This is a genomic window from Pseudomonas sp. F-14 TE3623 (genome assembly GCF_053629015.1).
The window spans coordinates 4,149,724-4,163,545 of sequence record NZ_JBRJHM010000001.1; the positions used below are offsets into that span (position 1 = coordinate 4,149,724).

The 13,822-nt window shown below is 60.1% G+C and carries 12 protein-coding genes; 7 read left to right on the forward strand and 5 right to left on the reverse strand.

The genetic code is table 11. The annotated features are described in order from the left end of the window. Window positions 1-86: 86 nt before the first annotated feature. Window positions 87-860 (forward strand): L-iditol 2-dehydrogenase, encoded by a 774-nt coding sequence (locus AB7M29_RS19280; RefSeq protein ID WP_217855983.1) that lies wholly within the window; start codon window positions 87-89, stop codon window positions 858-860. Window positions 861-1,170: 310 nt separating this feature from the next. On the opposite strand, the gene AB7M29_RS19285 is transcribed toward AB7M29_RS19280, so the two are convergent. From AB7M29_RS19285 to nirB, 3 genes are read right to left on the reverse strand one after another with little or no spacing between them, the layout of a single operon-like run. Further along, entirely contained in the window at window positions 1,171-1,611 is a 441-nt protein-coding gene (locus AB7M29_RS19285; protein WP_008071340.1) for a CBS domain-containing protein, read from the reverse strand. Window positions 1,612-1,642: 31 nt separating this feature from the next. After that, window positions 1,643-2,029: a nitrite reductase small subunit NirD gene (nirD, locus tag AB7M29_RS19290; RefSeq protein ID WP_315865913.1), complete on the reverse strand. Its 387-nt coding sequence runs from the start codon at window positions 2,027-2,029 to the stop codon at window positions 1,643-1,645. Next, window positions 2,029-4,590, reverse strand: coding sequence for a nitrite reductase large subunit NirB (gene nirB, locus AB7M29_RS19295; protein ID WP_454247574.1), 2,562 nt, complete (start codon window positions 4,588-4,590; stop codon window positions 2,029-2,031). Before nirB ends, nirD begins: the two co-directional genes overlap by 1 nt. Window positions 4,591-5,236: 646 nt before the next feature. Between nirB and AB7M29_RS19300 the strand changes: the two genes are divergently transcribed. After that, complete coding sequence (locus AB7M29_RS19300) at window positions 5,237-6,208, forward strand: TerC family protein (RefSeq protein WP_454247575.1); 972 nt, start codon at window positions 5,237-5,239, stop codon at window positions 6,206-6,208. Window positions 6,209-6,351: 143 nt separating this feature from the next. Continuing rightward, window positions 6,352-7,278, forward strand: coding sequence for a bifunctional methylenetetrahydrofolate dehydrogenase/methenyltetrahydrofolate cyclohydrolase FolD (gene folD, locus AB7M29_RS19305; protein ID WP_454247576.1), 927 nt, complete (start codon window positions 6,352-6,354; stop codon window positions 7,276-7,278). 160 nt (window positions 7,279-7,438) lie between these two features. On the opposite strand, the gene AB7M29_RS19310 is transcribed toward folD, so the two are convergent. Next, window positions 7,439-7,957 carry an SgcJ/EcaC family oxidoreductase gene (locus AB7M29_RS19310; protein WP_454247577.1) on the reverse strand — a complete coding sequence of 173 codons (519 nt, stop codon included), beginning with the start codon at window positions 7,955-7,957 and terminating at the stop codon, window positions 7,439-7,441. A gap of 170 nt (window positions 7,958-8,127) precedes the next feature. Here AB7M29_RS19310 and AB7M29_RS19315 point away from each other — a divergent pair, with 170 nt between their 5' ends. From AB7M29_RS19315 to AB7M29_RS19330, 4 genes are read left to right on the forward strand one after another with little or no spacing between them, the layout of a single operon-like run. Further along, the gene (locus AB7M29_RS19315; protein ID WP_454247578.1) at window positions 8,128-9,312 is read left to right on the forward strand and encodes a sensor histidine kinase; all 1,185 of its coding nucleotides are present in this window, start codon (window positions 8,128-8,130) and stop codon (window positions 9,310-9,312) included. Continuing rightward, a complete protein-coding gene (locus AB7M29_RS19320; RefSeq protein ID WP_217855995.1) occupies window positions 9,309-9,962 on the forward strand; it encodes a response regulator in 654 nt (217 codons plus the stop codon). The genes AB7M29_RS19315 and AB7M29_RS19320 overlap by 4 nt, the downstream gene beginning before the upstream one ends. Then, window positions 9,959-12,286, forward strand: coding sequence for an ATP-binding protein (locus AB7M29_RS19325; RefSeq protein WP_454247579.1), 2,328 nt, complete (start codon window positions 9,959-9,961; stop codon window positions 12,284-12,286). Before AB7M29_RS19320 ends, AB7M29_RS19325 begins: the two co-directional genes overlap by 4 nt. Further along, window positions 12,283-12,747 (forward strand): response regulator, encoded by a 465-nt coding sequence (locus AB7M29_RS19330; protein ID WP_007901111.1) that lies wholly within the window; start codon window positions 12,283-12,285, stop codon window positions 12,745-12,747. The genes AB7M29_RS19325 and AB7M29_RS19330 overlap by 4 nt, the downstream gene beginning before the upstream one ends. On the opposite strand, the gene AB7M29_RS19335 is transcribed toward AB7M29_RS19330, so the two are convergent. Next, window positions 12,724-13,641 (reverse strand): alpha/beta fold hydrolase, encoded by a 918-nt coding sequence (locus AB7M29_RS19335; protein WP_448724311.1) that lies wholly within the window; start codon window positions 13,639-13,641, stop codon window positions 12,724-12,726. The two genes, AB7M29_RS19330 and AB7M29_RS19335, sit on opposite strands and share 24 nt — an antisense overlap. Window positions 13,642-13,822 lie beyond the last annotated feature (181 nt).

Here is a 13,822-nt window from a genome sequence, read left to right on the forward strand (position 1 = left end):
GCAAGCCCGCTCCCACATAGGTTCTCCGCAGACTTGCCATGCCCTCAACGGGGGCGTCTCTATAGCTCTAATGAATGGATGGAAAAATGAAACGTCTGGAAGGAAAAAGCGCCCTGATCACCGGTTCTGCCAGAGGCATCGGGAGAACGTTCGCGCAAGCCTATATCCGCGAAGGCGCTACGGTCGCGATCGCAGACATCAACCTGGAACGCGCGCAAACCACCGCGGCCGAACTGGGGCCGAATGCCTATGCGGTCGAGATGGACGTGACTGATCAGCAGTCAATCGACGGCGCCATCGCGACGGTCATCGCCACCGCAGGCAAGCTCGATATCCTGATTAACAACGCGGCGCTGTTTGATCTCGCGCCTATTACCGAGATTTCTCGCGAGAGCTACGAACGGCTGTTCTCGATCAACGTGTCTGGCACCCTGTTCACGCTGCAGGCCGCGGCCAAACAGATGATCCGCCAGGGTCATGGCGGCAAGATCATCAACATGGCCAGTCAGGCTGGTCGGCGCGGTGAAGCGCTTGTCGCGGTGTATTGCGCGACCAAAGCAGCGGTGATCAGCCTCACGCAATCGGCCGGTCTCAATCTCATTCCCCACAAGATCAATGTGAATGCCATCGCACCGGGTGTGGTGGACGGTGAGCATTGGGATGGCGTCGATGCGCTGTTCGCAAAATATGAAAACCGGCCGCTCGGGGAAAAGAAAAAGCTGGCGGGTCAGGAAGTCCCGTACGGACGCATGGGCACGGCAGACGATCTTGTCGGTATGGCGATCTTCCTGGCATCGGCCGAGAGCGAGTACATCGTGGCGCAAACTTATAACGTCGATGGCGGCAACTGGATGAGCTGACGGGCATTGAACCCGACTTAAAGTCTGTACCGAAAAGGCCATGTCTACTGCACCGTAGACATGGCCTTCTTACGCTCAATCCAGGGGCCAGCCCATGCCTCAAAGGCGAAACCGATCCACCGACTGCGAAAGCTGGCCCGCCAAAGTGGACAGCTCATCGGTGGTCGAGGCGGTCTGGTTGATGACCTTGCTGTTGCCTTCGGACATGCCGGCAATCATTTCCACTTAGGCCTATTTCCACTCAAGCCGTTTTAAGCGACCTGTGGTATGCCTTATCGCGTTGGTCTTGTCATTCGGCAACGCAAAGTTCTCAGTGCCCGCGAATGTAATGCTCCAGTTGCCGAATCAAATCGGCCTGCTCGACGATGGCTTCCTTGACCAGATCGCCGATCGACAGCAGCCCGATCAGTTCGCCGCTCTCCAGCACAGGCAGATGGCGCAAATGACTGTCGGTCATGACCGCCATGCAGCGCTCGATGCTCTGCTGACTGTCGGCGGTCACCACCGGCGCGCTCATGATCTCGCGCACTGGCGTACCGACCGAAGAACGGCCCTGTAGAACCACCTTGCGCGCATAGTCGCGCTCGCTGATGACGCCGACCACCTGTCCATCCTCGATGACGGGCAACGCGCCGACGTTTTTCTCGGCCATCATTTTCAGGGCGTCGAGGACCATCTGATCCGGCGCAATGCTGTGCACCTGCTGGTTTTGCACGACTTTCAGTTTGAGCAACTGTGCGGCTGTCTTCATCAACGTTCTCCGATACGGTTCAGGGCGGCAGTCAAGCCGCCGCGACTTCCACGACGCCGGCGTTCAGGCGCACCGGCCATACGCGCAAACGCTGTTCCGGGTACTCCAGGCAACTGCCGTCCTCAAGACGGAAATGCTGTTTGTAGATCGGCGACGCCACCACCAGATCACCCTTGAGGCTGCCGATCAGTCCGCGGCCAATGACGTTCGCGCCGGATTGCGGATCATGGTTGTCGATGGCGTAGAGAGTGCGACCTTCGGCCTGCGGCAAGTAAAACAGCGCCACCTGCGCGCCGTCGAGCCAGACGACGACGCCGGAGTTGCTGACCAGATCCTGCTCGCTGCACACCGCCTGCCAGGCTTGAGCATTGGCCGCCGTGGCAAGCGCGTTGACACGCTGGGTATTGGACTGACTCATCAGGCATTCTCCTCGGTGACAGGGATAAGGTTGAGTTCGGCGGCCATGATCGGCCGGCGTTGACCGCGTTCCTGAACAAAATGGATGTCCGGGTCCGGGCGTTGATCGTTGACGAAGGTGCGGAAGCGCTTAAGTTTTTCCGGGTCTTTGAGGGTGTTGGCCCATTCGCATTCGTAGCGATTGACCACCAGTTGCATCTGCGATTCGAGTTCCGCGCCGAGGCCCAGGCTGTCGTTGATGACCACGTCCTTGATGTAATCCAGGCCGCCCTCCAGGCTTTCGCGCCAGACCGAGGTGCGCTGCAATTTGTCGGCGGTGCGGATGTAGAACATCAGGAACCGGTCGATGTAACGGATCAGGGTTTCATCGTCGAGGTCGGTGGCGAACAGCTCGGCATGACGCGGACGCATGCCGCCGTTACCGGCCACGTAGAGGTTCCAGCCGTTCTCGGTGGCGATCACGCCCACGTCTTTGCTCTGCGCCTCGGCACATTCACGGGTGCAACCGGAGACCGCGAACTTGAGCTTGTGCGGCGAGCGCAGGCCTTTGTAGCGATCCTCGAGGGTCAGGGCCATTTTCACGCTGTCCTGCACGCCATAACGGCACCAGGTGCTGCCCACGCAAGACTTCACCGTGCGGGTCGATTTGCCATAGGCATGCCCGGTTTCGAAACCGGCCTCAATCAGCTCGGACCAGATGTCCGGCAACTGATGCAACTGCGCGCCGAACAGGTCAATCCGCTGGCCGCCGGTGATTTTGGTGTAGAGGTCGTATTTCTTCGCCACCACGCCAATCGCAATCAGCTTGTCGGCGGTGATCTCGCCCCCGGCGATGCGCGGCACCACCGAATAGGTGCCGTTTTTCTGCATGTTGGCCATGAAGGTGTCGTTGGTGTCCTGCAACGGCACCAGCGAGGCGTCCATGATCGGCTGGTTCCAGCACGAGGCGAGAATCGAGCCCACCGCCGGTTTGCACACGTCGCAACCGGTGTGGCCGCGACCGTGCTTGGCCAGCAGTTCTTCGAAGGTGATCACCCCTTCTACCCGCACCAGCGCATAAAGCTCCTGACGGGTGTAAGCGAAGTGTTCGCACAGGCTCTTGTCGACACTGACGCCACGGGCAATCAATTCATGTTCGAACACTTGCTTGAGCAGCCCGGCGCAACCACCGCAACCGGTGCAAGCCTTGGTCTGCGACTTGAGCAGGCCGAGGTCGGTGCAGCCACCGTCGATGGCCGAGCAGATCGAGCCCTTGGTGACGTTATGGCACGAACACACCGTCGCCGCCTCAGGCAACGCGCCCGGGCCCAGGGTTGGCGCGCCGGTGGACGATGGCAGGATCAGGCTGGCCGGTTCCGACGGCAAAGCAATGCCGTTCTGCATGTATTGCAACAGGGTGTCGTAATAGCTGTTGTCGCCGACCAACACCGCGCCGAGCACGCGTTTGCTGTCAGCATCCACCACCAGGCGGCGGTAGCTGGCCGTCGCTTCGTCGATGAACTGATAGCTGCGCGCACCCGGCGTCTGGGCGTGAGCATCGCCGATGGAGCCGACATCGACGCCGAGCAGTTTGAGCTTGGTCGACATGTCAGCGCCCTGGAATGGCTCCGCGATTTGATCACACAGCAGGGACGCGACGCCCCGGGCCATCTGGTAACCGGGGGCGACCAGACCGAAGAGGCTGCCATTCCAGGCGGCGCACTCGCCGATGGCATAGATATTCGGATCGCTGGTCAGGCACTGATCGTCAATCACCACGCCGCCACGCGGACCGATGTCCAGCGCACATTGGCGGGCCAGCGCGTCTTGCGCGCGGATGCCGGCGGAGAACACGATCAGGTCGGCTTCGAGGAATTCATCATTGCCAAAATTCATCCGGTAGCGGTACTGCTCGCCGGCACTGATCGACTGCGTGCCACGGGACAGATGCACACCCACGCCGAGTCGCTCGATTTGCGCTTTCAACGCCAAGCCACCCTGCTCGTCCAGCTGCACCGGCATCAGGCGGGGGGCAAATTCCACCACATGCGCTTCCAGGCCCAGGCTTTTCAGGGCGTTGGCCGCTTCCAGACCGAGCAGGCCACCGCCGACCACCACGCCGCGCCGGGCATTGGCCGCCGCGGCACGAATCGCGTCGAGGTCTTCAAGGGTGCGATAGACCAGGCGCGAATCACCTGCCGCACCTTCAATAGGCGGCACGAAAGGATAAGAGCCGGTGGCCAGAACCAGTTTGTCGTAAGCGACGCAACCTTGTGCGGTGATCACCTGGCGTCGCGCCCGGTCGATTTCCAGCACGGGCACGCCCAAATGCAGGGTGACGCCCGGCGTCTGGTACAGAGAGGCTTCGCCCAGAGCCAGCGACTCGGCATCGCGACCACCGAAATACTCGGACAGATGCACACGGTCGTAGGCACGCATCGGCTCTTCGCTGAAGACATGCAGGCGATAGTGGTCAAGGGCGCCGCGCTCGATGAGCTGCTCGACACAATGATGTCCGACCATGCCATTGCCGATCACGATCAGTGTTTGCAGTTTGTTCAACGCGGCAACATTGGAATTCATAGTAAGCACCCAGCCAAAGCCAATCACGGTTAAAAAAGCAAAAAAAAACGCCTGAAACCTCTCGGTTTCAGGCGTCTTTGCCTGTTCTTCGCGGTGTTCGACCTGGCGCCTTCGCCTGATCCACCGATGTTGCCCACGACCTGCTCGGCCGGTCGATCTCCGTTGATCGAGTGGGCTGCCCATCTTTTTCAGATGTTGCTGAAGGGAGAATGCAGCCTTTGTGCCAGACTGCGGTGTATGACTTCCTCAGTTCGGGAAAACCGACCTCTGAACGATGGGAGAAGGTGATAAAGACCGCGCCCCAGGCGGGTCTCATCAGGCGCGAGTCAACTTTGCAGGCCCCCGCGAGCGGGTGGGCAGACGTTGGAACAAAAGGAAGGAGTAGCTCAGGAAACCGCTTCGCACTGGTGCAAGTTGTCAGGCATGGCTCCTTAAAAGTGCATGCGGCGGTCAGCGCTCGCGGCGAGTTTGCACCCCAGCAGCCTCGCCACTTTTCCGCCAGCAAAGCTGCATCTCGCTGAGAATCATCAGCGACACTTCGTAAATAACGAATTATTGGTAAGGAATATTCGATTTTTCTTCGCTGCAATCTCCCCGTTAGCATGACTCCGTCGGCTCCAGAACACCTCCAGACAGGGAGAACGACATGCAACCCCTGAACATTGGTGAACCCTGGATGTGGGTCGCCTTCATCGTCTTCGTCGTCGCCATGCTGGCTTTGGATCTGTTTGTCTTCGGCGGGCGCAAGGCGCATCGGGTATCGGTGCGCGAGGCGACGTGCTGGGTAATTGCCTGGTGCGCGCTGGCGCTGGTCTTCGCCGGATTGCTCCGGTGGTACTTGAATGGCGAGTTCGGGCCCGAAATCGCCCAGCGCAAAATGCTGGAATTCCTCACGGGTTATTTCATCGAGCTGTCGCTGTCGATCGACAACATGTTCGTCTTCGTGATGATTTTCGGCTACTTCGCCGTACCGCCAGAGTTGCAGCGCCGAGTGTTGCTGTACGGTGTGCTTGGGGCAATCGTGATGCGGGGGGCGATGATTTTCGCCGGCGTGTGGCTGGTGTCGCAGTTCGCGTGGCTGCTGTATGTGTTCGGTGTGTTCCTGATCATCACCGGGATCAAAATGCTGACATTCGCCCATCAGCAGCCAGACCTCGATAAAAACCCTTTATTACGCTGGATACGCAGCCATCTGCGCGTCACCAATGAGTTTCATGGCGAACGTTTTTTTGTGGTGCAAGACGGTCGGCACTGGGTGACGCCGATGTTTCTGGTGCTGGTGCTGATCGAGGCCAGCGACCTGATGTTTGCGGTCGACAGCATCCCGGCGATCTTCGCCATCACCACCGATCCGTTCATTGTGTTCACGTCGAACATCTTCGCGATCATGGGCCTGCGTGCCCTGTACTTCCTGCTGGCCGACATGGCTGACCGCTTCCACCTGGTCAAATACGGTTTGGCGATCGTGCTGGTGTTCATTGGCGCCAAGATGACGCTGATACCGTGGCTTCACATGCCGGTTGAATGGTCGCTGGCCGTTGTTGGCGGGATCATTCTGACTTCGGTGCTGTTGAGTCTGATCTTGACCCGCAAGGAGGATCAAATGCGATCCCTGTAGCGGCCGAATGCGATCTTTTGTCGTATTCGCCTGCCCTCACCTGATAATCTGAGCCCCCTTGCCTGCATGTCTCTGATGGATCATCGGCGCGCGAAGACGCGGTGATCACTTCACCCCTTTCAATCAAGACAACGGTGACTCTTTTGATCAGCAGCCCCCCTGCATTTGCCCGCGATATCGACGGCAAAGCCATTTCTGCCCAGGTTCTCGACGAGGTCCGGGAAGAGGTTCTGGCCTTGGCCGGCCAGCAGATCTATCCCGCCCTGGCGGTCCTGTTGGTCGGCGACGACCCGGCCAGCCACGTTTATGTGCGCAACAAACTGCTGCGTGCCAAGGAAGTCGGCATCCGTTCCCTTGAATACCGTCTGCCGGAAACCGCCAGCCAGGCCCAGGTGCTGGAATTGATTGCGCAACTCAATGCCGATCCCACGGTGAATGGCATCCTGGTGCAACTACCCTTGCCGGATGCTATCGATGAACAAGCAGTGATTCATGCCATCGACCCGATCAAGGACGTGGATGGTTTTCATCGGGAAAACGTCGGCGGGCTGGTGCAAGGCTTCGAGGTTCTGACCCCGTGCACGCCCAGCGGCTGCATGCGCCTGCTGCGCGAAACCTGCGGTGCTGACTTGAGCGGTTTGCACGCGGTGGTTATCGGCCGTTCGAACATTGTCGGCAAGCCGATGGCAACCTTGCTGTTGCAGGCCAATTGCTCGGTCAGCGTGGTGCATTCACGCAGCGTCGATGCCCCGGCGTTGTGCCGGTTGGCAGATATCGTGGTCGCGGCGGTGGGCCGACCAGAGTTGATCGACGCCAGCTGGCTCAAGCCCGGTGCGGTGGTGATCGATGTCGGCATCAACCGCATCGCCAGCGAGTCCGGCAACCGTCTGGTGGGCGATGTCGATTACGCCAGCGCCCGCACCGTCGCCCGTGCGATCACCCCGGTGCCCGGTGGCGTCGGGCCGATGACCATTGCCTATCTGCTGAAAAACACCCTGATCGCCAGCCAGTTGCAACGTGCCGCGCTAGCCCGCGGGCAGCAGCCTGTGGACGACCTGGCGTTGAATTGAGCACACAATCAGTCAGTTAAGACACGGACCCTGTGGGAGCGGGCTTGCTCTCGAAGAGGGAGTGTCAGTCGACATCAATCTTGACTGATACACCGCTTTCGCGAGCAAGCCCGCTCCCACAGGGATTGTGCTTAACCACGATCAGGCGTCGAAGACGTAGTTATTTCCCGGCGTGCAGCACCTGCGCTTGCGGCATCGCCGAAGAGTGGTGGTTGAGAATCTTCCACTGACCGCCCACTTGTTCATAGACGAAGGTGTAACGGGCCTGCACCTGACGGGTCTTGCCATCGGCCTCGGTCAGGAAAAAGGTGTAGACGCCACTGTCCATGGCCACGTTGGTGCCCAATGGACGGATCTCACGGTAGTTGATCTGCCCCACCGGCTTGAGCGCCATGAAGTGATCGAAGTAGTCCTTGATCTGCGCCGGCGTGGTGCGCACCTTATTGGAAACCGTCGGCTGCAGCACGGCGTTCGGCGCGTACAGATCGACCACGCTTTGAACATTGCCGCTCTTTAATGCGCTATTCCATTGATCAAACAACGCGGCAATTTCACGATCCTTCACGTTACCGGGCTGTTCGGCCACGCTGCTGTAAACGTAAGGCACTGCCTCTAACGCCTGGGCCAACGGGGCGGTCAGGGCGAACAACAGGGCGATGGTTGAGGTCTTGAATTTCATTGCGCTATTCCAATGGTGGTCGATGGCCACACTGTGCCGCTCGAAACGCCGTCCGCCATCGGCCAACCGGAGTCATTTGCCTATGCCATTCGGCAGATAGCGCCCTGCCCCGTCAACAAGGTTTAATGACGCCCCTGCCCGAACGGGCGTGTCTGCGCCGGAATCTGTCCATGCAAAACCCTGATCACGACCCCGGTAGCGCCCTGGCCATTCGCACCCAATATCGGCAATCGCAAAGTCGCGCGGCACGGCTGCGGCTGCTGGTGGATACCGGCCAGGAACTGACGCAACTGGCCCCCGAGGCCATGCGCCAACGTGTGCTGCAACGGGCCTGTGCCTTCCTCGCGATGGACCACGCGCTACTGCTGGAATGGGGTGTGGATGCGCAGGTCAGGACCACCGCCAGTCATGGCAGCCGTGATCGTTTAAACAGTCTCGAACACCTCGCCGATACCGCGATGCGCACTCCGCAATGGCAGGAACAGCCGAGCGCGATCCTGCCCAATGTGCTGCGGGTGCCTTTGCGCGATGGCGATGGCGCGGCCTTCGGTGCGTTGGTGCTGGCCAACAGCGTCAGCATCAGTGCACCGGACACCGAGGACATCGAATCCCTGCAATTGCTCGCCACCCTGCTGGCCGCGCACCTGGAAAACCAGCGGTTACTCGACGCCTTGGTCGCCCGCGAGCGCACCATGTCCGATCTGGTGCATCGGCTGTTCAGAGCTCAGGAAGACGAACGCAAACGCATGGCTTACGACCTGCACGACGGTTTGGCGCAAACCCTCGCCGGGCTGCATCAGCGCCTGCAAGGTTTTGCCGGCCGCTGCCCGCCACTGCCCGACGAACTCGGCGCGGACCTACAAACGATTCTTGCGTTGGCCCAGCATTGCGTCGGTGAAGGCCGGCAATTGATCAGCGGCCTGCGCCCCACGGTGCTCGACGACTTTGGCTTGCTGAAGGCGGTCGACAAAGAAGCGGATCGCCTGCGTGACGCCGGGATCAAAGTGAACTGGAGCACGCGTTGTGAAGCACGCCTGCCCAGCCAGGTGGAGATCGCCCTGTTCCGGATCGCCCAGGAAGGCATCAACAATATTCTCAAACATGCACAGGCCAGCCACGTCGTATTGGCGCTGGAGTTGCACGAAGGACAGGCCTCGCTGCGGGTGGACGACAACGGCAAAGGCTTTGCCATGGAACAACGACTCGACACCTGCGGCGCCCGGCACCTCGGGCTCGCGGCGATGCAGGAACGTGCGAGCCTGCTGGGCGGTGATTTCACCTGCGTCAGCCATGCGCACCGCGGAACACAACTGCGCGCCACCGTCCCTTCCGACCTCAATGGAACAGCTCAATGACTGAAGTTTTACGTCTGGTTCTGGCGGACGATCATGAGGTCACCCGAACCGGCTTCGTCGCGCTGCTGGCGGGTCATCCGCAATTCGAAGTGGTCGGCCAGGCCCGCGATGGCCAGGAAGCGGTAGACGTGTGCGAACGTCTGCTACCCGACATCGTCATCCTCGACATTCGCATGCCCGTGCTCAACGGGTTGGGCGCGGCGCGGATTCTTCAGCAGCGGCTGCCGGCCCTGAAAGTGGTGATCTTCACCATGGACGACAGCCCGGATCACCTGGAAGCGGCGATGAATGCCGGTGCCGTGGGTTACCTGCTCAAAGACGCCAGCCGCGATGAAGTGATCAACGCCCTGCAACGCGTCGCCGCGGGTGAGGAAGCCCTCAATAGCGCCGTGAGCGCCCGTCTGCTACGGCGCATGACCGAACGCAACGCCAGTGGCGCCGCCCCTGCCGAAACCTTGACTGCCCGCGAACGCCAGGTCCTCGGATTGGTGGCCAGCGGTTTCAGCAACCGTGAAATCGGTGAAGAGCTCGGCATCACCACGGGAACGGCCAAGGCCCACGTGGAACGGGTCATCGGTAAACTCGGGGCCGCCGACCGAACCCAGGCCGCTGTCCGTGGCATCGCCTTGGGTCTGGTGACCCAGTCATGAAGGTTTCAAGCGCTCGACGCTGGGCCGATCTGCCGTTACGCGGCAAAGCCCTCGTGGTGATTTCCCTGCCGTTGGTGATCCTGATGCTCTCGCTGGTGCTGATCTACATCACCGAGCGTCAGACCGCACGCGCGGAAGAGGACGTGCGCCGGGTGCTGCTGGTACAAGGCGACATTCAGGCGGTGCACACGCTGCTCGCCGAGGCTGCCGCCAGCGTGCGCGGTTATCTGCTGACCCGCCGCGAGGATTTCCTGCCGGGTTATCGACAAGCCAAGCCCTTGATCGAGTCCGCCCTGCGACGGCTCGACAGCAACGTTCGTGATGAGCGGGTGCGCAAACATCTGGCGGTCATCACGCCGCTGATCGATACCAAGGTCGAGGGCCTGGTTGAGCTGCTCGATGATCGCAACGCCACACCCGAGTCGATCACCACGATCCTGATCAATAACAAGCACATCCTCGACGAATTGCGCGAACGCATCAGCGCCATGCGCACCCTTGAAGACACGCTGCTGGCCGAGCGCACCGCAGCGGCCGCCTCCACTCGACAGCGTTTGTTGTTCTCCACCCTGCTGGCCGCTGCTTGCGGACTGTTTGGCGCCATTGTGGCGGTACTGTTTCTGTCCAAAGGCATCGTCGCCCGGGTTAAACAGGTCCAGGGCAACGCGCAACGGCTGGCACTCGGTCAGCCATTACTGCCGCAACCGCCGGAGAACGATGAGATTGGTCAACTGGGCACTCGTCTGGTCGAAGCCGGGCTGTTGCTGGCCGAACGTGAACGGGCGTTGCGCGACAACGAAGAACGCCTGCGGCTGATCATCGACGGGGTGAAGGACTACGGTATTTTCGCCCTCGACACACGGGGCTTCGTTACCAGTTGGAATGCGGGCGCCGAACGGATCAAGGGCTACACGGAGCAGGAAATCGTTGGCCAGCATTTCTCGGTGTTTTATCTGTCGCAAGAATGCCCGCAGCATCCCGACATGGCGCTGCGCGAGGCCACTCGCGACGGTCATTACATGGAAGAGGCGTGGCGTTGCCGCAAGGATGGCAGCCGCTTCTGGGCCAGCGTGGTGATTACCGCGCAATACGACAGCAGTGGCGCCCTGCGCGGATTCTCCAAGATCACCCGCGACATCACTGATCGCCGTGTGGCCGAGATAGCACTGAGCACTGCACGGGAAGAAGCCGAACGCGCCAGCCGCGCCAAAAGCGAATTCCTGTCGCGCATGAGCCACGAACTGCGTACCCCGCTCAACTCTATTCTCGGCTTCGCACAACTGCTGGACATGGACTCGCCCAAGGGACAGCGGGCGCAGATCGGTCACATTCTGCGGGCCGGGCAACACCTGCTGACCCTGATCAACGAGGTGCTGGATATCGCCAAGATAGAGGCCGGACGCCTGCCGCTGAATGTTGAAGCCGTTCCCTTGACGGTGGTGCTGCAAGAAGCCCTGACGCTGGTTTCTCCCATGGCCTGCGACGCCGGCATTCAGCTGGTTGAGTTGCCAATGCTGGCCGCTGATAGCGGGATCGTCGCTGATCGGCAACGCTTGGTTCAGGTGCTGCTGAACCTGTTGTCCAACGCGATCAAATACAACCGGCCTCAGGGTCAGGTGCACATCGAAGTCAGGGTCATTCAACAGCGAATTGCCGTGTCGGTCTGCGATACCGGCAAGGGCATTGCGGCCGATCGACTGGAGCAACTGTTCAAGCCGTTCGAGCGCCTGGAGACCGATCCAAACGTGGAAGGCACCGGCCTTGGCCTGGCCTTGAGCAAGAGTCTGCTGGAAATGATGAACGGCAGCCTGACCGTCAAAAGCCAGCCCGGCGCAAGCTCCAGTTTCACCCTGGAACTGCCCTTCGTGCGCCTGCAGCCAGTCACCGAGCCACCGGTTGCACGAATCAGCCACCCAGCGGTCACGGCCGCCCTCAGCGCTCCTAATTATCAGGGTAAAGTGCTGTGCATCGAAGACAATCTCTCGAGCCTGGCCCTGATCGAAACCCTGCTGCAACGACGGCCGCACATCCAATTGCTCTCAAGCATGCAGGGGCAAATGGGTCTGGACCTGGCTCGTCAACATGCGCCGCAGCTGATTTTGCTCGACGTGGCGCTGCCGGATCTGGATGGTTTCAATGTTCTGCAACGCTTGCGCCAGTCGTCCATCACCCGTGCCATTCCGGTGCTGATGATCACCGCCGATGCCAGCGACCTCACTCATCTGGCGTTACTGGAAGCGGGAGCGACGGCGGTGCTGACCAAGCCGATTCACATCCCTTCATTCCTCGCCCATCTTGACCAGCACCTACCGGAGCCCGTGTGAACACCGACCTGCGTATTCTGATCATCGACGACCAACGGCCCAACCTCGATTTGATGGAGCAACTGCTTGTCCGCGAAGGGCTGACCAATGTACTGAGCAGCACTCAGCCGCTGCGAACCCTGGACCTGTTTAACAGCTTCGAACCTGACCTGGTAATTCTCGACCTGCACATGCCGGAGTTCGACGGCTTTGCCGTGCTGGAACAACTCAACCGGCGCATCCCGACCGGCGAATACCTGCCGATCCTCGTGCTAACCGCTGACGCCACCCGCGACACCCGGCTGCGCGCGCTGGCCCTGGGCGCCAAAGACTTCATCAGCAAGCCACTGGATGCCCTGGAAACCATGCTGCGCGTCTGGAACCTGCTTGAAACCCGCGCGCTGTATAAAGCCCTGCGCACCCTGGTCCCGGCAGATCAGATCGAGTTGCTGCGCCAGTTAAAGCCGCACCCAGTTAGCTGACTGAAGGGGCGGAATCACTGACGCTTTGCTACTGAATGTCAGGTCACGGGGCTGGCTGGGTATTTTGGCGACCGGCTGCAGAAAGCCCAGCAAGGCCTGCTGGGTGTCATTCCAGGCCGTCGGATGTTCCATATCGAGGAAGTGCCCGGCGTTCTTGATGGTCTGAAATTGAGCCTGACGGCTATGAGCCGCAAAAAGACGGGCGTCTTCCACCGAGGTGTATTCATCCCGTTCGCCGTTGATAAACAGCAGCGGAACTTCGATGGCATCGGCACAGGAAACGTAGCAGTGAGTGTCCTGGGTCAGCACCTCATTGACGTGAAAATGCATCTGCCGGTACTCGTGTTCGTCCAGGCTGCTGACATGGCGCTCATTGAAACGCTTGAACAGCGACGGAAGATGTTTGCCGATAGTACTGTTGATCAAGCGCCCGACATTGCGCCGATCGCAGGCTTGAAGAAAATTCCGGCCGCTCTCCAGATAATCACGCATCGGTGTGTTGATCCGTGCGGCGAATGAACTGATCACTGCCTTTTCGATTCGGCGCGGATGCTGCGCCAGCGCCAGCAAGGTCGCCGCCCCGCCCCAGGAAAAGGACATCACATGCTGCGCGCGAAAGTGCTCGATCAACTCCAGCAGGATTGCGGCCTCGTCTTCCTTGCGGATCGGCTGGTCGTGCTGGTTGTGTTGTTTCGATTGACCGGCGTAGGGCTGATCGTAGAGGACTACGTTGAAGCGTGGCCGCAGGTAGCGCACTGTCTGGGCAAAAGATGCGGTCGTTGCCAGCGAGCCATTGACCAGAATAATGGTCTTGTCGGCGGTGGCGTTGAGATAATGCTCGGTATAAACCTTGTACTTCTTACTAATCTCGACGATCGCAGTTTTCAGCATCATGTCACTCTCTTCCTTGAACAATTGGATCAACACACAGCGTGAATGACTATCCGGCTTCCTCCGGGCAAGCCTGACAGCAAGAACCAGCGACAACGGTACAAGGGCGCTGAGATGAACGCCATGACCAACAAGTCACAAACCGACCAGTGGTCCACAGTTAAGCAGGGATTCTTTCGTCTGC